Here is a 24,150-nt window from a genome sequence, read left to right on the forward strand (position 1 = left end):
TTTGGTTTATTGTTGGAATAAATGCTTCACCGAAACTGATGCATTCGGATCTCAACGCCTAATTCGTTCGCATCTTTAGTCAGCAGTTCAAATTGCTCCGCCTGTTCATTGGTCATCGCTTCAGGTGGAACAACCACATCAAAAACTCTTTTGGTCTCCGTACCGACAACCACTTTATTGTCTCCTTTTTCCCATACGCCTTCCCCAATTGCCGCAACCTCTCCAATACGTTTCATTAAAGTGGTATATATTCTTCTTGGATTTTTAGTATAGCCTTTGGTCGTAAAGTCTAATGACTTCGTTTGTCCTACCTCTACTACTGGTGCATCCGGTCCCTCAGGACCATAAACGGCTCTATCAAAATCATCGAAGGATCCATTTATTTTTTTGCCGGGCAACTCAAGTTCCGATTCAATAACCCTACCTCTAGCGATACTTCCGAGTTCCCATACGCCCCTTCCGTTCTCGGGTGGGGCAGCTACTCGCTGTGTTGTCGGCTTAGATGCAGGCTTTGGCGTTCCGCCCTGTGGTTTTGCTCTTTTGGCGTTGGCTACGCCCGCACTGACTACAGGAAGAAGACTTTCCGCTTGATCAGCGATTGCACCAACATGATCGACTGTTTCTGGCGAAGCTCCTGCTGCATATGCTACCGTTCTGGCTACACCGCCAATTGGAGTACCGGGGTTGAAATTTTCAAGTTTTTCTGCAACTACCGTCGCCCGTTCTTGCGCATCCGTTGCTTGACGACCGCTAGGTTGTAAGTACACCGTATGATCCTGAGGAGGCAATGCTTTTGCAAGATCTTTGGGTGACATTCTCTCCATGGCATCGAAAATTTGTAAACGTCTATTCCAACCATATTTGGCGATCATATCGCCATTTTTTAAAGACATTGCATCTTTGACCTCATCAATAGTTACACCAGCCGTATTGTAAGGATCATTCGCTTGTTCTATCCGTTCCTTCTCCACTCGTTCTCTCTCATCTTCCATTAATAAGTTAAGCACGGAGTTACTGCCGGAGGGGTCTATGAATGCAACTGGATTATTCCTTCCGTACCTATAAATATTACTACCATCCCCGATTCCTATCGGATCGCAACTCTCCCACCGCCCCAGCCAAGACGCATAATATCTGGCCCCGTGGTAATTAAACCCCGTCTCATCGTCCCGCTCTTTGCCTGTAAAGCCGTAGCGCTTCAAATTCACCTCCACAGCACTTCGCCCTGCGCAATAAGCGGTGCTCCCATAAGGGGTGTACTCTTCGTAGGTGATGACTGCCGCATTTTGATCCAATTCCAAGCAGGCCGAACCGAGATGGTTCCCGAGCTGATAGCGGACAAGCGGCTTGAGGGCGGCGACGGCTGACCCATCGTCGATCGTCTGGGTTTCGATCAATGCGACCCGCTGCTTATCGTCCATCACATGTAGTGATTCCCGCTCCAGCACTACAGCCCCATCGCCTCCATATTCGCGATACAGCTCGAACCCGCCTAGATAGATACGCTGCTTATGAAGAGCACCGGTCTGCATTTCCGTTACCTTCCGTACCCGCGTTCCCGCGGAGTCATACACATAATACGTAGTCGAAGGCACTCGTTCGGAAGGCGAATCGCCGTTCATGACCGTACCGGTTGTTGAGCTTAGTTGGTCCTTGAAGTCCCAATTCATCTGCGGCAAATGTGGCATCGACGCCATGCTGCCGTGCAGATCATATCCATATTTGGCGCTGTAATAGTCAGCCTCGTCAGCATCGGCAGCTAGATACTTGGGAAGGTCAGCAGGATCGCCGGGCAAACGGGTCGCCAGCAAGCGGTTGCTGTCCGCCGCGTATTGATAACGCCGGTTCCATAACACTTGGCCGGGCTGTTCCAGATTACGCCCGCTATGATGCAGCATCTGCATGATATTGCCGACCTCGTCGTACAGATACGTTTCTACATAGTTCTGCAAATCGGTACAGTCATTTAGAATCGCCGATCCTCGGCGGGAGCCGTCATCCCAATCGTATTGCCCGCCATTGCCTCGATGCTCGCGGCCGGTGGCCGCAATCAGCCGGTACAGCGCGTCATAGCGGTATTCCGAACCCGACCGTACACATTGGTTGCTGTGAAATACTCGGTCGTTCGCTTCATCGCGAATTTGCATGATGTTGCCAACCGGATCGTACGTATACCGCAAGTCCTGCACCACTTCGCCGCCACTCGCGCGAGTCGCGCGAGTCGTCCTCAACCGCCGCACACGGAACGTGCTCTCTTCATACTCATAGATCGTATCTGTTCCGTTGCCGTATTGAATACGAAGTCGCTGTCCCTTAGCGTTGTATTCCAGATTGGTCACTACATGCTGATCTGCCATATCCGGATCCAGCAGCGCCGTTGGCTCGGCAGTTTGGTTAAGCCACACATCCACCCGGTCTAGAAGACCGGCTTCATTGAATAGGGGCTGTATAGTATGAATCCGCTGCGGATTCGCCGTACTGTACGGAACGATCCATTGTGAAGGCCGATTAAGCGCGTCATACCGTGTTCGGGCAACGAAGTGCTCCGCTTCCAGCGGCGGATCGTGCGCCCAATCCGGTACGGCTTTGTAATCGGCCGTCAGCTTCTGCAGCGTATGAAGCGGGTTGCCTTTAAAGTCATAGGCATCGGTCATGACAGCTCCAGCGGTATCGTAATGCTCCATCAGCATGCCGCACAGATTGCGCTGCCTGCGCTCGTCAGCATCGGGCCACTGTTCGCCATAAATCCATTTCTCGAATTGAATCTCCCGCAATGGATCGACCGGATCCGCACCGGTGACAAAGGAACAAATCGGCCGATGCAGCTTGTCATACTGGAATCGGGTGATAAACCCTCTGCTATTCCAAGCGAACATCGGCTTGCCTGCCGCATCATTCAACATCCATCGGTCACCCGCGTCCATGCTGTGCTGATAGAGGGTATTGCCTGTGATGTCGTAACTCGGCACGAAGCCTTGCAGTATGAAGTTACGTTCGTCATGGAACAAATAAGAGCCTTCCGGCTGAGCCGGTGTGACGTACTGCATCACCCGATTGCCGCGTGAATCTTGTATCCACAACGGCTTGCCCTCGGCATCGAGTCTTGTAAACGTGACATATTTCTCGTCAACAAGCGCATCCGAAGGACCGACACGGTTGTGAACGATCGAGACGACCTCCCGCCCGAGGCTATCGAGCACAATGACCGAAGGCGTATTCGCATGATCGGTTGCCATTCGGGCCGCGCGCCGCTCCTCGACGGATGCGGTCAATGCGCTCTTGCGTTTGTACCACACATTGCCAGTTTCTAGCACGGTATCGTTCGCATCGAATTGCTTCTGATACCACGGCGTAAATTCAGCACGGCTGTTAGCACCGTCCGGCGACTCGGTACGAATGAGTCTTCCGAGCGCATCGTAGTACATGACGGGAGTTACGCCGATTTCCGCCGGTTCTTCGAATCGGTGTCCCGTCGCCGCCTGGCAAAAATACGGCTCATACTGCTTCACCGGCTTGCCTTTGTTGTTCAGAATCGTCTTGCCGCTAGCGACCCACCGCAGTGGTCCGCCTGGATCTTCCGGCTCCGCTTGCACTTTCTTCACGATCACGCTGCCTGCGCCATCCGAATACTCCCATACACATTGCACCGGGCTGTCCGGGTCATCAGCATAGTGCCTCTCCCGCACAATGCCGCAGGCGCATGGAGGATGCTGCCCCCACAACAATTGTCCGTTTTCGTCCACGGCCTCTCCGAAATAATACAGATGTCTAGCGCTAGCACTGCTTAGCCATTGCCTTGCAGCGGCATCGTCATAGTCATCCTGAACGAACCATTGCTGCATGCTTTCCAAATCCGGATCGATTAAGTTATCGTCCTCTTCAAAGCCGCTCAAGTGATCCGCTTCAGCTCCTTTGCCCATGACGGCCATCGCAGCCGGCATTCCCAGTATGTCATAGATCACTTCCGACATATTGCCGTTCGGATCTTTCATCTGCCGTGGGGTCAACAGACGATAATCGAATTTCGTTACTTCGGTACGGTTGCCCATAACATCGGTACTGGCTTGAATGTACAAATCTCGATTGTCATAGGATAGATTGGTCGTATAGCCAAAAGGATCGATGTAGCGCTCCGGCAAATAAAAGTGCGCAGATGCATCATCGTGAAATCCCGCAATGCCAGAGCACATCCAATACTGTCCGCTGGCTTGTATGCCGAACCGCTCATGGAGCTTATCTCCGCTCAAATATCCGCTAATGCTCATGTCCGCCAACGCCTCTTGAACGTTCGGTTTGAAGCGGTCAGCGTGCACCAATTCCAATAGGGCATCGGTAAGCGCAAGTTTGTAATTCTCATAAGGCAATGCCAATTCATTCATCTGTCCTAGCGGTAGAGGCTTGTCCAAGGTCGTGTCGAAGTACAACGTGCGCGTATGCTCCACAAGCCGTTTTTGAAGGGCAATACCGTCTGGCATTTGATGATAGGGAATTGCCGTAACGGCCGTACCGCTTTCCTGATAGTTCTCGCTCAGCATGTAGTCGCGCAGTTCCTTCAATGTTAAGTAGCGGAAGGATGAACCGACGCCAGCTTGGAAGTCTGCGCTGGTCAGCTCATATGTCATCGCCTCGTATGGCAGCCGTAACCGATAGTTATCCTTATCGGGGCGAGCCGGATGTATTAGGGGAATATCATTGGTGTAATAAGTTTCGTTATAAGACATATGCATTTCTAACTGTACTCTGCGAATCAGGTCCGTCGCATCGTCCCGCAAAAGATGATCTTCATCGGTAAACTTGCCGTGACGGGGATACACGACGGTAATGGCTTGCTGGATGTTGCCATATTGATCGGTGCTTAAGTTAAGCGTGTGTACGACGCGAGGATCGGGAGTCAGCTCATCCGGCTGCAGATCAAGCTCGTAGTGATAGGTTACCGCTTCGCTTTCCGTAACATGGAACACGGCGTGCGGATTGGCCGCTTTTGGCTGAACACGATGAATATGGCAATTGTGATTAGCGGCTGTAAACAATTTAACCGGCTTATGAATATGATCCGCCCAGCTGTCAACGTCAAGCTCATAGATTTCTTGTCGCAGCATCATGCCCTTACAAGAGCGGAACGCTTCGCGCCACTCGTCTGCCGTAAGATCAGCAGCATCGAGATCGGGCTCCGGCAGTTCATTTTCCCGGAAAGTGCCTAGCACTCGCTTCCCCTGCCGTTCTTTCTCTAACCATGTTGGAAAATATTCGTCTTTGTAGTGGCCTAACACATCTCGCTGGTCTAGATACACGCCAGTATGAAACCAAGTGACGGTCTGGACTGGCGGCTGATAAAGCGTTTGATCATCCGTAATGTACGGACTGTCTATGTTGCCCGCCGCGAACGTACCGAACTCCTCCGTATCGATCTGGTCGACCCGGCCGAATCCGCGAAATTCACGGTCATGTCCGTCATAGTATCCGTGATGATAACGATACGTCGATGAGAAAGCGGTGTTGCGCCATTGATCACGCACCGTCACCTTCTCTACGCAGTGCACCGGGAACGGAAGCTTTGTGATCCAGGGCTTGCCTTCCATCTTGTCCTGCAAGTAAAACTTCGTCGATGGCGCATACGTCACGGACGTCTCTAAACCTAGATGATTCACCGTTTTGATCAGCAGATGAGGCTTTTGTCCGCCCATCAAGTCCATATACCGCAGCGAACTCCGCGCATCGCCTGGAAGCCGTGATGACCAGACCAGACATGCGGTGCCATTTCCGAGCAGATCGAGGGCTTGTACGTCGGCAAGATGATCGAGCTTAGGGAAGGCGGAGATGATCGTCGCGTCGCTCCAGCTGTTGCCGGAATGGTTAAAATACACATGTACCCCATCATGCGACAAATACAAAATATCCGTCGTGCCCGATCCGTCGATATCAGCCAGCCGGATTCGCTTCGGATCGAGCTGGTCGAAAGAATCCAACTGAAGGGCATGATCCATCGTAACCTTCGAGCCAAACCGGCCATAGCCAAGGTTAGGCCAATAGCTGACGGTGCCGCACTTCGTAATCCGTACAATATCGCTCAGTCCGTCGCCTGACATATCGGCCAAATAAATGAACTCGTCGCAATCGGCGAATACCATATGCGGCCCCTTCTCTTCGTCCCAGTGCTTGCTCACGCGCCGCGCCGAGCCAAAGCCCTCCTCTCCCAAAGACGGATACCACACGAATGCGCCATGCTCGCTGATCAGAATGTCGGCATGTCCGTCGCCGGTAACGTCAATGAATTTGAGGTTAGGGTCGCTCCAGTCGACATGTGGCAAAGCGGCAATCGGGGTAAAAGAAGTCCATTGTCCATCCGTTGTCCGTTCATAAAATCCCAGCGTCTCGCTTGCCCACTGCACCAGATCGGGACGGCCGTCGCCAGCCAGATCGAGGAATTGAGCACGGCCCGCCAACGATGCCGCAGGCTTCGACCATACAAGCTCCAATGGCGCCAGCTTCGCCGCTACATGCGTATCTTCCAATATGCCATCGCTATGAATCGGGCTGAGATTGCGTTTGTAGAACCAGGCATCGGCCTGTTCGGTCAAGACGCCAGGCAATCCTTCGCCGTCAAGATCAATCCATTGATAGAGGGCGCCATCGATACCGGTCGGCAAGTTTTCCAAGCTCTCGTCGTCCAGCTCCCGTACTTCTGTCTGAATAACGGCATCACTGTAGGTGAACTGGAGCGGAGGAAATTGGCGGGAGCGATAATCTCCATTCTGTCTGCGCTCATAGACACGCTGCGCCACTTCGGCAAGCTTCGTATAAACCGGTGCGCGTCTGCTGGAAGCATCCTTCTCGTATTCATATGTCAATTCGGTCGAACGGACCAGTCCGTCGTATCCCTTCGTATCGGCAGGAGCATGCTGATCGTCCGGAAAGTGATGAAACATAAGCACACGCTGACAGAGGCGGTAAGTCCGCACTTCGAATGCCGGCCGATACGTCGAGAAAGGGTCTGGCCGAGGCACCCAATGCTTGGATTCTTCAGGCGCCGGATTGTCTTGGTCGTGCTCGCCATAGTCGAAGACGACTTCAAAATACCATTGATCATCGGCGGGCTGCTCCGGCCAAGGTTGATCCTCCACAAGCTTAGGAATCCACGGCACATGATTTCCGTAACGGATTCGCTTGATATATCGATTCGCGGTCCGCCGGGAGTCCCCGCCATTACCGCGATTGCACTCATGAGCTTGCTGCAAATCGACGTTCTTGCCGTCTTCTTGTTTATACTGATAGGTCATGACATTCCCTTTGCCATCATAGCTCATGCAGATCAGCCAACTGAATATTCGTGTCGGATTGTGGGGGTCAGAGCTTTCGGGGTCTATACTCTCGGGATCATAAATACGTGAATGGTTGTCTCTGCCGTACCAGGAGGTGATATTGTCTTTCGTGATCGTGCGCCAAAAAATATCGCCGGGCTTCCCGGCATTCGTCCATCGTTCGATGCGTGCGAACAGTCCTTCCACCCGCGGGCGGTACAGCTGAATATGATAGGCAGTACCGCCAATCGTGCGAGGCTCCGAATGGTCTGGCACCCACTCATTAGCCTGATTGGGGCTTAACAAGGGAACGAGTTCTTCGGCGCCTGACAGGATAAACACGTCTGATTCTTGCGCATCAACATAACGCGGCAGACCTTTATCCGTCGTCCTAGCGATTGATGGCATAGAGAGACTCCAGCCAAGACCAAAAGGTCCGTTGCCGGCGCCTGAGTCATAGGAGAGCGCCAGCTGCGGACCGAAGCCGGACCGGCCGGGACTGACAGCAATCGGCACGCTCATAGAGCCGGTGCCCGTCACCGGATTAGCCGCGAACTTCTCGCCTATTCCTCGGATGGCTCCTCCTCCCTTAGGCAGCGATATTGCAGGGCTCTTCAACAGATGCTCGCTTGGAGGTTGTCCTTCTTTCATGTCTGATGCCAATAGCCGTCACCCTTTCGACATGGAACAATATCTCAATTCAATTTCTAGTATAAGCCCCGTTCGCTGCGAAGAATGTCGATACGTTGATCCTAATAAATTATTTATATTTGATATATTTAATGATTCCATAAGGTACGACAGATGATCAATGCTAGTATCGACGTCTTGGTTGTTTATTATGTTGTCGTACCCGTTAGCGCAAGGATGTAGCTTGTTGAGAAGGCCCTCTGACATAAAAAAGCACCTCCCAAGGGAGGTGTTCTATAACTTATTTATATTGAATATACCTTTATCCATTTTACTGCTGAGTTATTTTTGCCGGTTCGTTTCAATGTTTTTCGATATTTGTTCTTCCGCTTCTCTCAGTGCTGAGTTAATATCTTTCTCTCCTTTGGCGACAGGAATGATGGCATTGGACATATAACCTTCCGCGAACGAATCGTATCTGCTGACTGGAAGCGCTATTGCAGGGGTCGCTTTAAAGGCAGCTTTCACATTTTTCCCTTGCAAGTAAGGCAAGTTTTTGCCGAACTCTTGCTCAATGTTACTTGATTTCAATACCGGCAGCCGCGCGTTACGTGCTATTTCCGTTTGAACCTCGTCGGATAGAATTGTGGAGATGACTTGAAACGCTTGATCTTTGTATTTGCTCTGCGCAGTGACGTGAAGAATCCACTCATCGACCTGCATGCCGGTGTTAGGGCGTTCTTTGAATGACGGGTACTGGACCAAATCCCAGTTCAAATCCTGGGCATCCTTCAAGATCGGCAGGTTGTTATTGGAAGCCAGCATAGCGAGAGTCCGTTCTTTCATAAACTGATCCGTACCTCCGCCAGCCAAACGGGGTGAATTGTTTCCGGGAATGTCGTAGATGCTTTTGAGCAACTCGAATATTTTTTTCCAATTATCATTGTTCACGGTCGGCTTCTCCGCTACAGGATCGATAAAGCCGTATGACAGCACGGAAGCCACTCGGGTCGTTTTATCCGGCTCCAAGCCCCGATACTGCACACCGCCCTCCATGCGTGTCACTTGCTTGGCCAGCTCTCGGGCATCCTCCCACGTCATGCCGTCCTTCGGGTACGGAACGCCGAATTTGTCGAAAATATCTTTATTATAATAGAGACCACTGAAATGCATTGTCCATGGAAGACCGATTAAGTTATTTTGCCGGCTTGCCGACTTCACTGATTCTACTGCGACCGGGTTCAACCTGGAGAGGTCGAAATTGAATTTTTTGATCAGCGGTTCAATATTATCTTCCATCCCGGTTCCTACAAACCGGTAAATGAGAGGTGAGGCCGTCATCACTAAATCCGGTATGTTGCCGGCGGCCATCAGCTTATCAAAACCGTTCTCCGGCTTGGACAAATCGATGGGCTCGATCGTAATGTGCGGGTAGCGCTTTTTCACCGGCTCCTCGACATACTTCTGGAACTCTCCAGGTCCAAGCCATCCCATACTCAGCGCGAATTTAATCGTAACGGGCTCGGTCGAAACTTGAGGCGGAGCGTCAGTCTCACCGGCCGGTTTAACGTTATTTCCGCTGCTGCAAGCGGTTGCAAACAATAATAGTGAAAGTGCGGCCATTCGATTCATTTTCATATCGGTTTCCCCCATTCATTATTGTTGAGGCAAAGTTACTCGCAATAGAAATAATAGCGCTTACATTTATCGGTCCATTTAGCCACAAATCCAGTCCGTATGATGGGGAAATTAGTTCGGAAGCATCCCGGAATCACCGCCACAGTAGACTGTGACGATGTGGGATACGCAGTCCCCCTTACTTCCTCCACTAGACAATGTGCCCATGTCCCTCGAACGGATAGTCGATCGTAATACGTCCCGTCTGGCAATCGCCAATGCCGCTGTAAAGATCGGCCTTGCCGTCCGAACGCATCACAATTCCCGAAGTAAAGACGCAGTCGACCAATTGTGGAGCCTTGGCAGGTCCCGGCGGATAGCAGGTACGACTTCCGATCAAATGAAGGTCTGAAGACTCACGGGTGGTTGGATCGAAGACGAAGGCCATGTTCAGGTACACCTTCACTTCCCCGCCGTTCTCATCCTCATCCTTGTAGCAGATGTGGCCGATGACGCCAATTTTGCCGTTGTCGAGCAGATAAGCCTGATTAACACCTCCCCATTCTCCTTCCCCGAAGATGCCGTAGATGTAAGGTGCGTTCTCGATGACGTCCTTAGTCAGCTCTTCCAGTCTGTCAACGACCGTGAAGCCAATCATGGACTCACTCCCGTATTTGCCTCTCATCCCTGCACTGCGCGGACGAGAGAAGACGCCAATCGTGCCGTCCGACAACGGAACAAGGCGAATATCCTTCATTTTGTTAGGTCCGGTAGTGAAGTAGTATAAATTGTGGAGATCGGTCCCCCGATAGAAATAACCGAAAAACGTGCTGTATTTTCCGGACTGATATTGTACATGGGTCCCGCCCATGACAAGCTCATCACCGATCTCCGTGATGTAAGGGTCTTCCAGCGTATAAATCATGCTATCCTTTACCACGGTCCATTCATCCTGTCCCGTCTCCTCGAACAGTCTGACCCAAGAGCGGGCCCATTCCTCTCGACGCTCTATCCGCCCGAACAAATACCGCTTCCCATCCCGTATGAACGGGATCGAAACATTGTAGACATCAAAACCGTCCACACCATGAAACACCAATGTCACACTCTCATAAATTTTTTTTGTCTGTTCAAATTCAATTCTTTGCATCTTCCGGTTCAACGTTTTACCTCCTGATATAAGCACTCACTTTCTTAATTTATGGTAAAATAAATGAAGAATAAAAGCCTAACGCGTTTTTCGATAATTATCCCATTTTTTCTGAGGGGACTGCTATGATGTCACAATTCCCAAGATATTTAAAAGACTATTCCACTAAGGACAGCCCGTTCCAGTTCGAGCTCCTAATTAATAGGCTGAAGAAAGGCTACCCTTCCCACCGGCAGGATTACCTGGAATTTTCTTACGTCAAGAGCGGGACCGGCTGGGAAACGATCAATGGGGTCAAGCATCGGATGGAAGCGGGGACGTTTTCTTTTTTGCTGCCGTATCAAATTCATGAATTGTTCACCGATCAGGGATCGGAGCTAATTCTGTACAATTGTCGATTCAGTATGGAATTGCTCATGGAATCGAATCAAGAAGAGTTAATGAACGGCATGGTCAATGGTACCGAAGGGATGCCTTCTTTCGTTCAGTTCGAGGGGAAAGAGAAAACGCGGACGGACAACCTGCTTGAGGAGATGATGGAGGAATACTCCGGCAGCGACCTATGGCGGAACAGCTATTTGCAGGTTAAGCTGAAGGAGCTTCTCATTCGTTTCGACCGCTATCGGAGGAAGAATGGAATAATACCGAACGGGGAGCCTGCCTCGGTCAAATCAGCAGGAGCCGTCTGGCCGATCATCCACTATATAAACAGCAACTATCAGGAGGGATTGACGCTAGGAGGAATTGCCAAGCAGTTCTCATTGAGCATCTCACGGGTCAGTGAAATAATTAAACAAGCTACAGGCCAATCGTACGTTCATTTCCTTCAAGATCTTCGCATCCGACATGCGTGCAGTCTTCTAGTTTCAACCGAGATGAGCGTATCCGAAATCGCACTGGAAGTCGGCTACGGATCGTATAATACGTTCTCACGGATTTTCCGGGACATCAAGGGGATATCACCGTCTGAATATCGTAAAATGAAGACGCTAAAGTCAGAAACGGCACCTTAAATCACCTCGTATGCTCGCGATCCGTCTTATGTAGAGGACGCCCCAATATAAGGGGCGTCCGGCAGCTCTGTTGTTTCACTTGACTTCCTTGTAAGCTTCCTCAGGGATCGGCTTCGCCCACATTTGGTCAACTACATTTTCAAAGTGTTCCCATCGGCTTTTTCAAAATGGCTTAACGACCATAAGCACCAATATGGCAATCATCAGCAGCTGTGCTGCCGTCTCGATTGGTACGATTTTTTTGATCAACAGTCCGAACTCGGCGGGTATTTCATTACTCTGGTCTTGACTTTCAGATATGATCTTTATGATCTTTTTCATACGCGGTTCGATCCATCCGTCGATCATGACGACCATGAGCAGCGATAAAAGGATGGATATATTCAGCCACATTTGGGATAAACCCATCTTGGTTATGATCATAAGCCAAACCCCGGTTAAAACAAGTACGGCTCCGCCAATCTTAGGCATTATGGCAAGCTTGGTCGTTATACCAAATGCAAAGTGCAGCTGACCGACGGATCTAGCGGATCTTCGAATGATGGGCAACACGAAAGCGGGGCCAATTATGGAGATCGAAGCCAATATATGCAAAACGAGCAGTAATCCAAACAAACCCATTCTCCCCCTTCTCCTCAGCGCACCGTAATATTGCTTTGATAAGCTAGACCGACCCTTTTTCTTTTAAACGCTCCTCCGAACTCAAGATGGTCCAACATACATATTGCGACATCGTCATAAGTAACATTCAGCTCTTGAAATCGGCTGAACAAGTGACCGGCTATATCTGCCTCGGAGTATTCCTTGATCGTCTCCGGAACCGGAATGGGCAAGGTTTCCGTTGTTACATGTAGATGAACCGGATCTGGATGCTCTCTCGAATCGATCATTGTTCCCGGACACATAATGGACCAATCGAGTTGAGTCTGTTGTAGCCTTTCGAAATTCCGGTTGTGATTTCTATACTCCGGCGGGAAACCGGGTAAATTGTTGCCGATAAGATCCGTATATGGAATGTCCAGCAGGCCGGCTCCTCCCATTATCCATACCCGCCCAGAGAAACTAGGCTGAAGTTCACATTGGCTTACAATGTTATCGACGAGACGTACAAACTCTTCTCCTTGGCCCGCATGGCCGGCTGCAATAATAGCGGCATCTTGATGCGCGAGCGCCTCACCGACGCTAACCGGGTCCATAATATCGTCCACGATCACCTTCACATGCTTTGCGGAATGCTCACCTAATTGATCATAAAGCTTCTCAGAATTTCGCACAAATGCGGTCATTTCATGTCCCATTTTTATCCCTTGTACCAACACTCTTTTCCCTGTATTCCCCGTAGCTCCAAAAACAATAATTTTCATTGTTCTTTCCTCCTCTTAATTAGACCCTAATATTTGGTTAACTCAAGCTTAGCATCGCTTCAAAATTATGTTAAGAACCCACTTTAAAGTAGGGTACTTACTTAAAAGTAAGCATGACAGAAAGGGATACCATAATTATTTGTGGAGGTCGGGAGGACAGGAGGAAAATTCTAAAGATAGATTTGGGGACATTTCTACATGATAAGGAGTGTTACTATCTCAACCCCGATAATGAGTTCTTATCAGGAGAGGGACTGTGGATAAACAAAAGCTGCCCGGAATCCCGTGGCAGCTTTTGCTTTGAGTTGATTGAATTAGTGTATTAGTTCATTGAACCAGCTTTATGACGCTGACTCTTCATGTTTCCGCTTGTTATGATTTTCTCCCCAAGCACACATGACTTCTGCTACAGGAATCAATGTTCTGCCATATTCACTAAGAGAATATTCTACTTTGGGAGGGATAGCAGGGTAAACCGTTCTATCGACTATGCCTTCTCGTTCCAAGTCTCGGAGATGTTGTGAAAGCATTTTTTGTGAAACATCAGGTATAAGCTTTTCCAAATCGTTGAATCTCTTTTTGGATTCAATCAAATGCCATAAAATCATCGGCTTCCATTTGCCGCCTAAAACATGAATGAGTGTCTCAATTGGACATTCAAGCTGATGAATCATTGATAGATCATCCCCTTACTTTTAAGCAAGTGCATTACCTAAAATTAACATAACAAAATTTTACGATAGCGCTACAATCAAGTCAATCATTGAAACTAAAAAGGATAAACCGCACCTAATGGGCGGACCCTTCAATTTCCATTTGTTCCTCATCGTTTGGCTTATAATAATACCAAAACAACGCTACTGAAGCAATGCAGATGAAGGAGCTGACCATAAACCCTGAACGGATGCCGAACCAGCCGGCGTACAGTCCGCCTAACAGCGAACCCACTGTGCGGCTGATGGCGTTCATCGTCAAAGAATTCATCATTTGGCCGCTTGCTTTCAACTCTTTTGGCACATGGGTGCTCACGTACTCGGCGAGACATAAGTAAAACAGCATGAACGTCCCGCCGTGCAATACCCACGTTGCCAAATAGACGGCCGGGCTTAGGGAGACGCTGAACAGCATCCACCGTACGGCAAGGATAATCCCGGAGCAGAGCAAAATCTTAAAGATCCCGAACCTTCGGTAAAGGGGTTGAAAAAACAGCATGAACGGAAACTGGCTGACCGAACCTATACTGACCCCAAGGCCGATCAGCGCCGTGCTCAGCCCCTGCTCCTTACTGTAGACGGCTTGAAACGTCGTAAAAAAGCCCAGTGTACAGTTTACCACCAGCGTGTACAAGTAGATCAGAACCAGCTTTCTGCTGGTAAACAGCTGTTTCAGTTCCACCTTCGCCTTGTGCTGATGGCCTTCCACCTTAGGGATGCCCCAAGCCAGCAAGAAGGCGACGAACACGAGCCCAGAGAACAACGGGAACATATAATGCAGGTTACGGTCCAGCAGCCAGCCGGCAATAACCGCCATCAAAGCATAACCTATGGATCCTGCTGTGCGGATGCGTGAAAAGTTAAATCCTGACTTGCGGGAAATCTCCAGCGTAATCGTGTCGCCGAGCGGGTTGATTACGCATTGGACGGCGCCGAACACAATTGTGCACGCGAATAGTAACCAAAATTGATTGCCTGCCGCAGGCAGCGTCCAGACGAGGACAGAGGTCAGCAGCAGGGCCACAAGAAGCAGATGGTTTTTCGATGCCGCTCTGTCGGCGGCCAATCCCCAGCGTGGCTGAGCGATCATCGCGGTAATCGCTCCTGCGGTCGAGAGCAGACCAATCTGGAAATGGTCGAGCCGGATGTCGTTGTAATAGATCGGTATATAGTTACTGAAGGCGCCTAGCGCCATAAATACCAGCGAATAATACACGGACATGTACACGTACGTTGATTTTCCGGCCATCGGATTTTTCGCCTTCCCCTGATTTAGTCGGTAATGCCATTACACGAAATTTACCGTGCTTTTATAGTAGCATCTTACATATTCAAACGCGTACCACGCAGCTGCTTCATAAATCATTTTATTTGGTGTTTCCTCTTCCTGAAACACTAGATTCATATGATTGTCCAGGGTGTCCCTAATTCCGCTAATAATTTCATGGATGGAGTCTATATAGGGGAAATAATCAATTAACAATTCTTGCGCTTTTTCATTACCTTCATGAATAACTACCATCGCCTCGTCTTCTGTTATCTGATAGCATTCTTTCAGAATATCTTTGATTCCATCCAATAACTCGGTGTATTCGTCCTCTTTTAGAGTCGCTAAAACGAAAGTCATTCTATGCCCACCTCCAAAGGTATGTGATCCTTATTCTTTGCAAGCAACATTGTCACCAATAATTACTACATCGTATAATTAGAGGGTATCGACATTATTATCATAGCTTATTTTTTGGTCAAAAAAGTTATATTCTTCAGTCACAAAATATCACTCAAATGATAATTTAGAAAAGATGGCTGGATGGTGATCATCGTTGAAACACACAAATCAAATGGATGAACGTGCACAAGTATTTCATGTTCTAAATAACCGAGGGATACGACTTAAATATAGGGCGGTGTCCTCAGAGTGTCCCCCTATTACTTACCATTATCATAAAGGGATTGAGGTCTTATTTGTCCATCAAGGAAAAGGAACCCTGACCCTCAACCGCAAGATTTATAAATTAGAGGCTGGATGCGTAGTGATTTTACAACCCTTCCAGCTTCACCGTATTCAATTTGATGCCAATCCTCAAAATCCATATGTACGAACGGTTTTAACCTTTGAGCCCTCTATCGTTGCACCTCATCTCAAAAACTTTTCTGTGCTTTCTCGTTTTTTTGAGCAGGTATGGAAGGAGCAAATGTCCAATCAGGTGTTCCGTGATGAGCGCGACTCAACTTATATGTTAGGCGTTCTTGAACGATTTAATGAATTGGTTTCGGGGTGGAACGAAAAGGATGAAGACCACGAGACTGCGTCCATGTTGATTCTCAACATTCTAGACTATCTAATCTCACTACATATTGGGGGATTTGGAGGAGTCGCACGTCCGGATAGCCATGCTGAAAAAATAATGAATTGGGTGGAAGAGCATTATTCGGAACCTTTTGACTTGATTGAATTAGCAAAGGAACTCCATCTTTCCAAGAATCATGTCTCTCGGTTATTTCGGGCCGAAACAGGGGGAAGCATCACCGAATATGTGATCGCTCGAAGAATAAGACAAGCTTGCTGGTTGTTAAAAACAGAATCAAAATCTATAGAACAGATCGGTTCTTTGGTTGGAATACCTAATTTCCCTTACTTTTGTAGGATTTTTAAAAAGATAACAGGCTTTACTCCCATTCAATATCGTAAAAGCCAGTTAAATTAATCAGATTCTTCACACGGGAAGTTGGCCCCATTCATTCAAGGAATGGTGGAGATGATTGACGGTATTTCTTGCGATAGGCAAGCGGCGTCCACCCCACCTCACGTTTGAACTGACTTATGAAATGCGTGACGCTTTCAATGCCAGCCCGTTCAGATATCTCCGTAATGGACAGATCCGTGTCCTTCAGCATTCGCTTTGTTTCTCTGATCCGTACATGAATGACATACTTGTTAGGCGCAAACCCGGTGTATTTCTTGAATTCATGAGCGAGGTGATATTTGCTGACAGCGAAAAGTTTGGACAATTGGGTGAGCGTAATCCCCTCTGTATAATGGGTGTCGATATAATCAACCGCACGACGGATATACATAGGCATCATCCCGGGGGCTGTGGCTTCTTCCAGCTCACCGCTTAGGAGCAGGAGCTCCGTCAATATATGTGTAATCAGGTGAGAGCTGACCGCCTCTGTCCTGCTGTCTTCTTGCCTTTGCTGCTCCAGCAGCTGTTCCATAATAAGCGGTATCGGAGAACGGTTCTCAATGCGATGCACCGGTCCCTCGCCTTTCGTGATGTGATCGAAGTAGCTTGAGCTGGAGCAGCCGTTAAAGCGGAACCAGATCGCATGCCAATGCTCGTACCGGTTCGAGAAGCTGAAGAGTGTGCTCGTGCAGTCAATGAACAATACGTGCCCCGGCAGAAGCGTGTATTCGATCCCACGGTAAGTCACCGCACCATGACCCGAGTAGGTGTATAGAATCATAAATGAAGGTATAGGGCATTGGTTAAGCGAGGGATCGGGTCTTTGGTGAAAGCTTCCGATTTCATGCATATAATAGAACATCGTCTTGGCTCTGGCGCTTGGCGATACTACCAAGCGGATCGCTGATGTATCATCATTGCGGCTGCGTCCAAGATCCTCCATCGTCCGATCCCCCTCCAGCTTATTAGCTTTGGCGATACTGCCGACTTGCCATTGTCCTTAGACTACGGTCACCCCGTCCGGAACGACTAGACGAGTATTTCCATTGTCATACTCAAAGTGGATTTCTCCTGCAGGAATTCTAAAGCTGAGATTGATTTGCGTTAGGGAGCCGGGCAAATGCGGAGTAAAGCTAATCTTTGTCCAGCCCGGCTCGGCCGGCTTCAGACCGATGATTTCCTCGATCAACAGAGGAATCGGCGCGCTCGCCCATGGATGGCATAAGCTCGTGTTCCACTTCAGCTCCTTCGACCAGGCTTCAAAGCAGGTTGTAGCGCCCTCTTTGACCATATTGCCCCACGAATGCAGATCCTCGGAGACGATCAGCTCATACAACAGCTCATAAGCGCGGGCGGCTGCCAAGGCTTCCAGAACAAAGTAAGCCATATAGACGCCGCAGCTTAACCGCTTCTCGGCAACAAGCCGCACGATCGGCTCCTTCGACTGCTCCGGCGCGAGACCGAACAGCAGCGGCAGTACATTCGCATGCAGCGAGGTGTGTGCAGATCCTTCTGCGTCGACGAACAGCCTCTTCTCCGGATCATGGAATACGCGCAGGAACGCCTCGCGAAATGATGCCGAATCGTCCTCAGCGGGCAGCTGCAGCGCCTCCCGGATGTCCTTCATAGCCTGCATCGCGCCGTAATAGTAGGCGTTGATGACATTATGGCAGCCAACTATGCTGCCCTTTTTGAGAGGAAAATCATACCCGTCCCGCAGGTTCTCCGGCCAGTCCACGAGGTTCCATTTGTCGTTGACCGAATCCAGCAGACCGTCCTCTCTTTGATATTGTGCAAAATGCAGCATCAATCGTTCGGCTACAGGATACATTGCCTGCAAAAACGGCCTGTCTCCGCTTTGCTTGTAATATTGAAGCAGCTGCATGGGCCATTGTAGAGAGAAGTCTGCTATCTCTTGCATCAGGTGCCCCGGAGCTACCGCCATGAATCCTGGACAGACGGCCGCGGACAAAATCGCAAAGTCCTGAATCGCCTTGCGGAACATGGCCAAGTCTCCTGATAAATAGGCATGGGCATGGGTGATGATCGTGTTGTCACCCAAATACTGGCCTTTTTCCCTGGATGGGCAATCTACGTAATTTTCCTGAGTACCGTATTTTACCCCGTTCTTGCATATCGCCCAGATTGAATTGAGCAGCGGATCGGACGATTCGAACCTGCATGCCTCTTCATCCAGCGGGTAATGGCGAACGACAGCGGCCATAGAGTCCGATAGTATTGCTACACTCGGCTCCGCCAGCACTTCGACGTAACGAAACGCTTTGTAATCGTACAGCTCCAGCTCATCTACTTCTCCCGATAACGTCCAGGTCTCGTTATAAGTGCAGTTGCACCTCATCTTGTAGCGCACTCTCGAATCGGTCAGCTCCTCGCCGCACCGTATTTCCACCGTCTGGCCAGCACTTCCCTGTGCTCTCATCGTAAACTGACCGGTAATTTCGGTGCCGAAATCAAGCAGCACTCCGCCTTCGACAGGCTGAATCATCACCGGCGCTTTCTTGTATACGCTTAATACTGGCGTTGGCTGCAGGACGAGCCTATGGTCATCGTCTTCACGAACGCTGACGCCTAACCACGCGGAATCGTCGAAGCCGCGCTCGCGCCAGCCCTTCGCCTGAAGGCGGCTGTCTATATTTTCAAGAAATTGCGTATTGTACCCGATCACACTTGTCGGGCCATATTCCTCCGCCAGCCGGTATCGCCAAGAGGCGTCCGTCTGCACTGCAAGCTCCCCATCGACGCGGACCTCCGCAATAAGTCCCTGCCGGTAGTCTCCGCTGTTGTAGGAGCGACTAATCAGTCCGTGATAATATACATGAACCGCAATGACATTCTCCCCTTGCTGAAGATAAGGTGCGATATCAAAGCGATTGTAGAAATAGTGATAATAGTTTCCTTGGGCAGGTCCTTGGCCTACAAAGTGCCCGTTGACATACAATTTGTAATAATCGTCGGCTGTCAGATCGATATAGCATTCCCCGGCGCATTCATCCAGCTCGAAGGTTTTTCTAACCAGCATATGTATATTCTGCAGCTCCGCCAGATGAACATATCCTGGATTGTCAACGTTTTCCTTGTGATTCACGTTAAGCGGACTTAGCTCTTGAAACCGCTGATCCATAATCCAATGGGCAACCCAATGCTTTTCCAATTCCAATTCCATCCATCCCTCTCTCAGGAGTTTGCCGATTATTCCTGACTTCATCTTAGCCGATTCGCGAAACAAATTCTTGGGCTATTTTTCTAAAGTTAGAGGGAAATTGACGCCGATCTGCCGCTCCATCTACAATAAAGTTGGATGCTGTATGAAGGGGGTTGCCCGAAATGTTTTTATATTCAAAAGAGCAGTTTTTGGAATGCGAGGAATTTCCATTCGCGATTCTGCCGTTCCTGACCATGCCGACGAGGGCTTTACAGCCTCACTATCATGATTTTATAGAGCTCGTGTATGTAGCCGAGGGGCATGGAGAGCACCTGTACAAAGGGAATTCCTATCCCCTCTCCAAGGGCGATACGTTCGTCATTGCTCCCGGAGTTGAGCACGACTATCGAGTCATCGGCAATGTCCCGCTGAAGGTGTACAATATCATGTTTATGCCGTCCTTCCTGACGTCGGAGCTGGAAGCGCTGTCAGCGGTCACTCCCTTCCTCGATTTCTTTTATGTCGAGCCGTTTCTCCGGGAAAACCTCGATTTCGATTCCCACTTGAAGCTCTCGCTTCTGGAAGGGCATGAAATGAAGCAGCGCATAGACCGGATCTTCAAAGAATACGACGAGAAAGCGCTCGGCTACCGGATCTCCATCAAAGCGCAGCTGATTGACTTGCTCATATACCTCAGCCGCTGCTACGACCAGAGAGTCGTCAAGCCGGTGTTCCATAACAATGAATCCAAAGCGATCCGCCAGCTGTGTGAATTTCTGGAGCTGCACTATGCCCAGCCGATCCAGCTGGAGCAGGTATGCCGGATGTGCGGTATGAGCCAGACGACTTTCACAAGCAAATTCAAGCAGATGGTCGGCAAAACATTCACCGAGTACCGCAACGAAGTGCGGATTCGTGCCTCGCTGAAACCGCTCCGCGAGACCGAAGAGAAAATCATCGAGATCGCCAAAAGCGTAGGCATCCGCGACGTAAGCCACTTCAATCACCTGTTCAAGCAGCACTTGCTGATGACCCCGCGAGAATACCGGATCAAGCACCGGACATAAATGGTCCCCTCGATGCCTTGGATGGTCGAGGGGACATTTTGCTTGCTCTTTATTTTTTCAGCTTCGCTTCTTCGATAGCTTTATTGCCCTTCTCTTGTGCCGTGCGGAATGCCGTATTCAGATCGATCTCTCCAAAAATAACTCTCATCACCTCGCCGTTAAGCGCATTGATGACCCGGTCGTCGTATAACGACTTCTCATGCGGAACGGCGAATTGGTTATGATATACGGCATTCTTCATATTTTTATTTTTGAAAGCCGACTCCTGTCCGAACACTTTCTTGACCTCTTCACTTTTCAGCACCGGAATATTGCCCTTCTTCGACTCGATGACGGCATGCTCATCCGATGTTACATATTTCAGCACTTCCATAGCGGCGTCCTTATTCTTGCTGGAGGAGGTGATAAAGAAATAGTTCGGGTAAGGCTGCGAGCCTATTCCGGGCTTGTCGCTGAAGGTGGGCAGAGCGGCCATATCCCAGTTCAATGTCTCGAATTCCTTCACCGCATACTGCAGTCCGAAGTTCATGACATACATTGCCAGATTCTGCTCCTTGGCAAAATCGTTTGTAGACAGCATTCCTTTCTTCTGCGCTACAAATTCTTTATAGGAAGGGTCTTGCACGATAGGATCGATAATGATTGTTTGTATGTAAGGCTTCCATATCGAGTTATCGATGGCTGCTTGCTCCGTCTTCTTGTCAATGATATTTAACGATAGAGAGTTCATCCGCATCGAGTGTGTTACGGTGGCCGCGAAGCCGGCATACTGCTTGCCGTTATCGTTCTTGGTCACTTGCTTGGAGAGAGACAGCAGTTGATCCCACGTCATCCCGTCCTTCGGGTAGGGAACGCCGAACTTATCGAATATATCCTTATTATAATAAAGGACCAGTCCCCCGCCGTTGACCGGAAGACCGTACAGACCACCCAACTGCTTGGCCGCATCGATAAAAGTAGGCTCGAAACGGTTCAAATCAACATTATGCTTTTTGACGAGCTCGGAAATGTCGTAATGGAAATTATTTTGAACAAGGTTGCCGGGCGCTCCGCCAATTGAATCGAAAATGATATCAATCGGCTGGCCTGCCGTGATCAGCTCGGGAAGAGAACTTCCCTTTTGATTCATAATATATTGAATTTGGTAATTGGGGAATTTCTTCCTGATGTAGTCGCCCCATCGGTTGTTAAACTCCTCTTCGGTATTCCCGGCGGCTCCGTAAATGACCAGCTCTGCCTTGTCGTTGCTGCTATCCGCCTTGGGGGTATCTTGCTTTGGTTCGCGTTCACCAGCACTTGTACCGGTACCGTTACTGCAAGCGGACAAGATGACAGTCAGCGCCATCGCGCCCAGCAAGGGAAGTGTGTATCTCTTCATAACCTATGACCTCCTTAATAAAAAACGAATGTAAGGGTTTTCATTACTGGATAGGGATAGTTCGTTTTTCCATTGTATGTTAAAGAAGGAGAAAAAAATTATGCAATCTTGTGTAATAATTACTTGAATTTGCTGAGTTTTCTGATAAGCGAGTCATAGAGAAATTTATCTCTTTTCCGCTGATGCCTAATAATGCTGAGAAATGGTTACAGATCGGGGTGGGAATGATGATTCGCGGATATCGCTCTTTTCGCCGTGCAATATCTGTGGCATCCTCACATGATGGGACATGCCCATTGGAATGGGAACAAGTTCTTGTCATTGCATTTTGATAAGAACTTGTTCCCATAAAACAAAAAAGCCGCGATTTACGCGGCAACATTCTTTTGTGTTGTAACATCCAATCCTATTTAGCCTATTATCAGGCGAAAAGCGCCGACCGCCCCCAGCAGCAGGATGATCATTTGAAACCACTTCTGAGGGATGAGCGGCACGAGTTTAATCCCTAGGTAAGCCCCGGCCGCGATTGCCGGAATGACCCATACAGCGACAGAGGCGGAGCTCCAAGTGATCATGCCTAGCTGAATATATAATGGTGTCTTAATTAGATTGACAGCTAGAAAAAACCAAGCCCCTGTCCCGACAATCTCCTGCTTCGACAATTTCTTGACCATGAGATATATCGCCATCACAACCCCTGAGACGTTACCGATCATGGTAGCAAAGCCGGCAACCGCACCCATCAGGGCAGTAAACCACACCGATCGGGGCAGACTTTCTTCCCACCTGAAGCCCCACTTGTCTCTAAACAGCTGCAGTAGAATAAGAGCACCAATGATAGTGCCAAGCAGTACCTGAAGATGACGGTCCGTCGTAAACAATAAGACCACATACCCTGCTCCAAGCCCTACCAGCACCCAAGGCGCCAGCGAGAGCATCAGCCTCCACTTGACGTCCCTGCGATAATAGGTAACTGCTATGATATCCGCCAGTATCAAGATCGGCAGCAATAAACCGACGGCATCCTTGGCCGGTAGCACCTGGCTCATAAGCATCACGTTCAAGATGTTCAGTGTGGACACTCCGGTTTTCGCGAATCCTGCGCAGATACCGACCGTGATCAACAGCGCAATCATTCCGCCATTTAGCGCAAGCACTCCTGCTCCCCGCCCTTCCCGTCACCCTGTCTGCAGACGCAACGGCACCTGTGACTTACAAGCTTTTGAATTTGCGCACCTGCTCCGTAATGGCAATTTCGGTAGGCAGCCGCTCGATGCTGGAAGCGCCGAAGAAACCGGACACACCGCGGGTCCGCTTAAGCACATACCCGGCATCCTCCGGCTCGGAAATCGGCCCGCCGTGACAGATCACCAAGATATCCGGCTTTACCGATTTCCCCGCATCATGAATTCGCTGCACGAGGTCGACGGATTCGTCCAACGTAAGTGCAGTAGCAGCTCCGATGCTTCCTTTCGTTGTCAGGCCGACGTGCGCCACGAGGACGTCCGCCCCGGCTTCGGCCATCTTGATGGCCTCCTCTTCATTAAAGACATAAGGAGTTGTCAGCAGATCCAGCTCATGCGCTTTTCGTATCATTTCGACCTCGAGGTCATAGCCCATGCCGGTTTCCTCGAGATTTTGACGGAAGACACCATCCATCAATCCGACAGTTGGAAAGTTTTGGACCCCGGAGAAGCCCATAGCCTTCAATTGCATTAAATACACATCCATGATTCTGAATGGATCTGTTCCGCATACACCGGCCAGCACCGGAGTATCACGCACGATCGGCAGCACCTCGGACCCCATATCAACCACGATTTGATTGGCATCCCCGTATGGCAGCAGACCGGCCAGAGAGCCTCTGCCTGCCATTCGGTACCTTCCCGAGTTATAAATAATAATTAAATCGACTCCGCCGGCCTCGGCGCACTTTGCCGATAAACCGGTTCCTGCACCGGCACCTACAATAAATCGCCCTTGCTCCACTTGGGAACGCAGTCGCTTCAATATGTCCTGTCTTGCAATGGCCATCGTCTAATCCCCTTCTGATCCTAATTAATTATTTGC

At 49.5% G+C, this 24,150-nt stretch carries 16 protein-coding genes; 3 read left to right on the forward strand and 13 right to left on the reverse strand.

Going from position 1 to position 24,150, the window contains the following annotated elements:
• Positions 1–26: 26 nt before the first annotated feature.
• The 3 genes from ACFQ88_RS07170 to ACFQ88_RS07180 form a co-directional block, all read right to left on the reverse strand.
• Positions 27–7,961, reverse strand: a complete 7,935-nt coding sequence (locus ACFQ88_RS07170) for a SpvB/TcaC N-terminal domain-containing protein (RefSeq protein WP_379453283.1) — start codon at positions 7,959–7,961, stop codon at positions 27–29.
• A 309-nt stretch (positions 7,962–8,270) separates the two neighbouring features.
• Complete coding sequence (locus tag ACFQ88_RS07175; protein WP_379453287.1) at positions 8,271–9,566, reverse strand: ABC transporter substrate-binding protein; 1,296 nt, start codon at positions 9,564–9,566, stop codon at positions 8,271–8,273.
• A 190-nt stretch (positions 9,567–9,756) separates the two neighbouring features.
• On the reverse strand, positions 9,757–10,707 hold the full coding sequence (locus ACFQ88_RS07180) for a DUF1861 family protein (protein ID WP_379453289.1): 951 nt from the start codon (positions 10,705–10,707) through the stop codon (positions 9,757–9,759).
• 116 nt (positions 10,708–10,823) lie between these two features.
• Between ACFQ88_RS07180 and ACFQ88_RS07185 the strand changes: the two genes are divergently transcribed.
• A complete protein-coding gene (locus tag ACFQ88_RS07185; RefSeq protein ID WP_379453291.1) occupies positions 10,824–11,708 on the forward strand; it encodes an AraC family transcriptional regulator in 885 nt (294 codons plus the stop codon).
• 162 nt (positions 11,709–11,870) lie between these two features.
• Here ACFQ88_RS07185 and ACFQ88_RS07190 read toward each other — a convergent pair whose 3' ends face one another.
• The 5 genes from ACFQ88_RS07190 to ACFQ88_RS07210 form a co-directional block, all read right to left on the reverse strand.
• Positions 11,871–12,329, reverse strand: a complete 459-nt coding sequence (locus tag ACFQ88_RS07190) for a DUF2269 family protein (protein WP_379453293.1) — start codon at positions 12,327–12,329, stop codon at positions 11,871–11,873.
• Positions 12,330–12,343: 14 nt separating this feature from the next.
• Complete coding sequence (locus ACFQ88_RS07195) at positions 12,344–13,072, reverse strand: NAD(P)-dependent oxidoreductase (protein WP_379453295.1); 729 nt, start codon at positions 13,070–13,072, stop codon at positions 12,344–12,346.
• Positions 13,073–13,413: 341 nt separating this feature from the next.
• A complete protein-coding gene (locus ACFQ88_RS07200) occupies positions 13,414–13,746 on the reverse strand; it encodes a winged helix-turn-helix transcriptional regulator (protein WP_239625019.1) in 333 nt (110 codons plus the stop codon).
• A gap of 115 nt (positions 13,747–13,861) precedes the next feature.
• Positions 13,862–15,034, reverse strand: coding sequence for an MFS transporter (locus ACFQ88_RS07205; protein ID WP_239625021.1), 1,173 nt, complete (start codon positions 15,032–15,034; stop codon positions 13,862–13,864).
• Positions 15,035–15,073: 39 nt separating this feature from the next.
• On the reverse strand, positions 15,074–15,412 hold the full coding sequence (locus ACFQ88_RS07210; RefSeq protein WP_379453347.1) for a hypothetical protein: 339 nt from the start codon (positions 15,410–15,412) through the stop codon (positions 15,074–15,076).
• Between the two features lie 196 nt (positions 15,413–15,608).
• Between ACFQ88_RS07210 and ACFQ88_RS07215 the strand changes: the two genes are divergently transcribed.
• Positions 15,609–16,493, forward strand: coding sequence for an AraC family transcriptional regulator (locus ACFQ88_RS07215; protein WP_239625025.1), 885 nt, complete (start codon positions 15,609–15,611; stop codon positions 16,491–16,493).
• Positions 16,494–16,524: 31 nt separating this feature from the next.
• Here the strand turns inward: ACFQ88_RS07215 and ACFQ88_RS07220 are convergent, their stop codons facing one another.
• Both ACFQ88_RS07220 and ACFQ88_RS07225 read right to left on the reverse strand, forming a co-directional pair.
• Positions 16,525–17,415 (reverse strand): AraC family transcriptional regulator, encoded by an 891-nt coding sequence (locus ACFQ88_RS07220; protein ID WP_379453350.1) that lies wholly within the window; start codon positions 17,413–17,415, stop codon positions 16,525–16,527.
• Between the two features lie 57 nt (positions 17,416–17,472).
• Positions 17,473–19,656 (reverse strand): family 78 glycoside hydrolase catalytic domain, encoded by a 2,184-nt coding sequence (locus ACFQ88_RS07225; protein ID WP_379453352.1) that lies wholly within the window; start codon positions 19,654–19,656, stop codon positions 17,473–17,475.
• A 161-nt stretch (positions 19,657–19,817) separates the two neighbouring features.
• Here ACFQ88_RS07225 and ACFQ88_RS07230 point away from each other — a divergent pair, with 161 nt between their 5' ends.
• A complete protein-coding gene (locus ACFQ88_RS07230) occupies positions 19,818–20,702 on the forward strand; it encodes an AraC family transcriptional regulator (RefSeq protein ID WP_379453354.1) in 885 nt (294 codons plus the stop codon).
• A gap of 49 nt (positions 20,703–20,751) precedes the next feature.
• On the opposite strand, the gene ACFQ88_RS07235 is transcribed toward ACFQ88_RS07230, so the two are convergent.
• The 3 genes from ACFQ88_RS07235 to ACFQ88_RS07245 all read right to left on the reverse strand — a co-directional run bounded on the left by ACFQ88_RS07235 (position 20,752) and on the right by ACFQ88_RS07245 (position 24,114).
• Positions 20,752–22,080 carry an ABC transporter substrate-binding protein gene (locus ACFQ88_RS07235; protein ID WP_379453357.1) on the reverse strand — a complete coding sequence of 443 codons (1,329 nt, stop codon included), beginning with the start codon at positions 22,078–22,080 and terminating at the stop codon, positions 20,752–20,754.
• 410 nt (positions 22,081–22,490) lie between these two features.
• The gene (locus ACFQ88_RS07240) at positions 22,491–23,237 is read right to left on the reverse strand and encodes a sulfite exporter TauE/SafE family protein (RefSeq protein ID WP_379453359.1); all 747 of its coding nucleotides are present in this window, start codon (positions 23,235–23,237) and stop codon (positions 22,491–22,493) included.
• Between the two features lie 55 nt (positions 23,238–23,292).
• A complete protein-coding gene (locus tag ACFQ88_RS07245; RefSeq protein ID WP_379453361.1) occupies positions 23,293–24,114 on the reverse strand; it encodes a phosphoenolpyruvate hydrolase family protein in 822 nt (273 codons plus the stop codon).
• Between the last annotated feature and the right edge of the window lie 36 nt (positions 24,115–24,150).

The sequence above is a fragment of the Paenibacillus sp. NPDC056579 genome (genome assembly GCF_042793215.1).
Taxonomy (GTDB): domain Bacteria; phylum Bacillota; class Bacilli; order Paenibacillales; family NBRC-103111; genus Paenibacillus_S.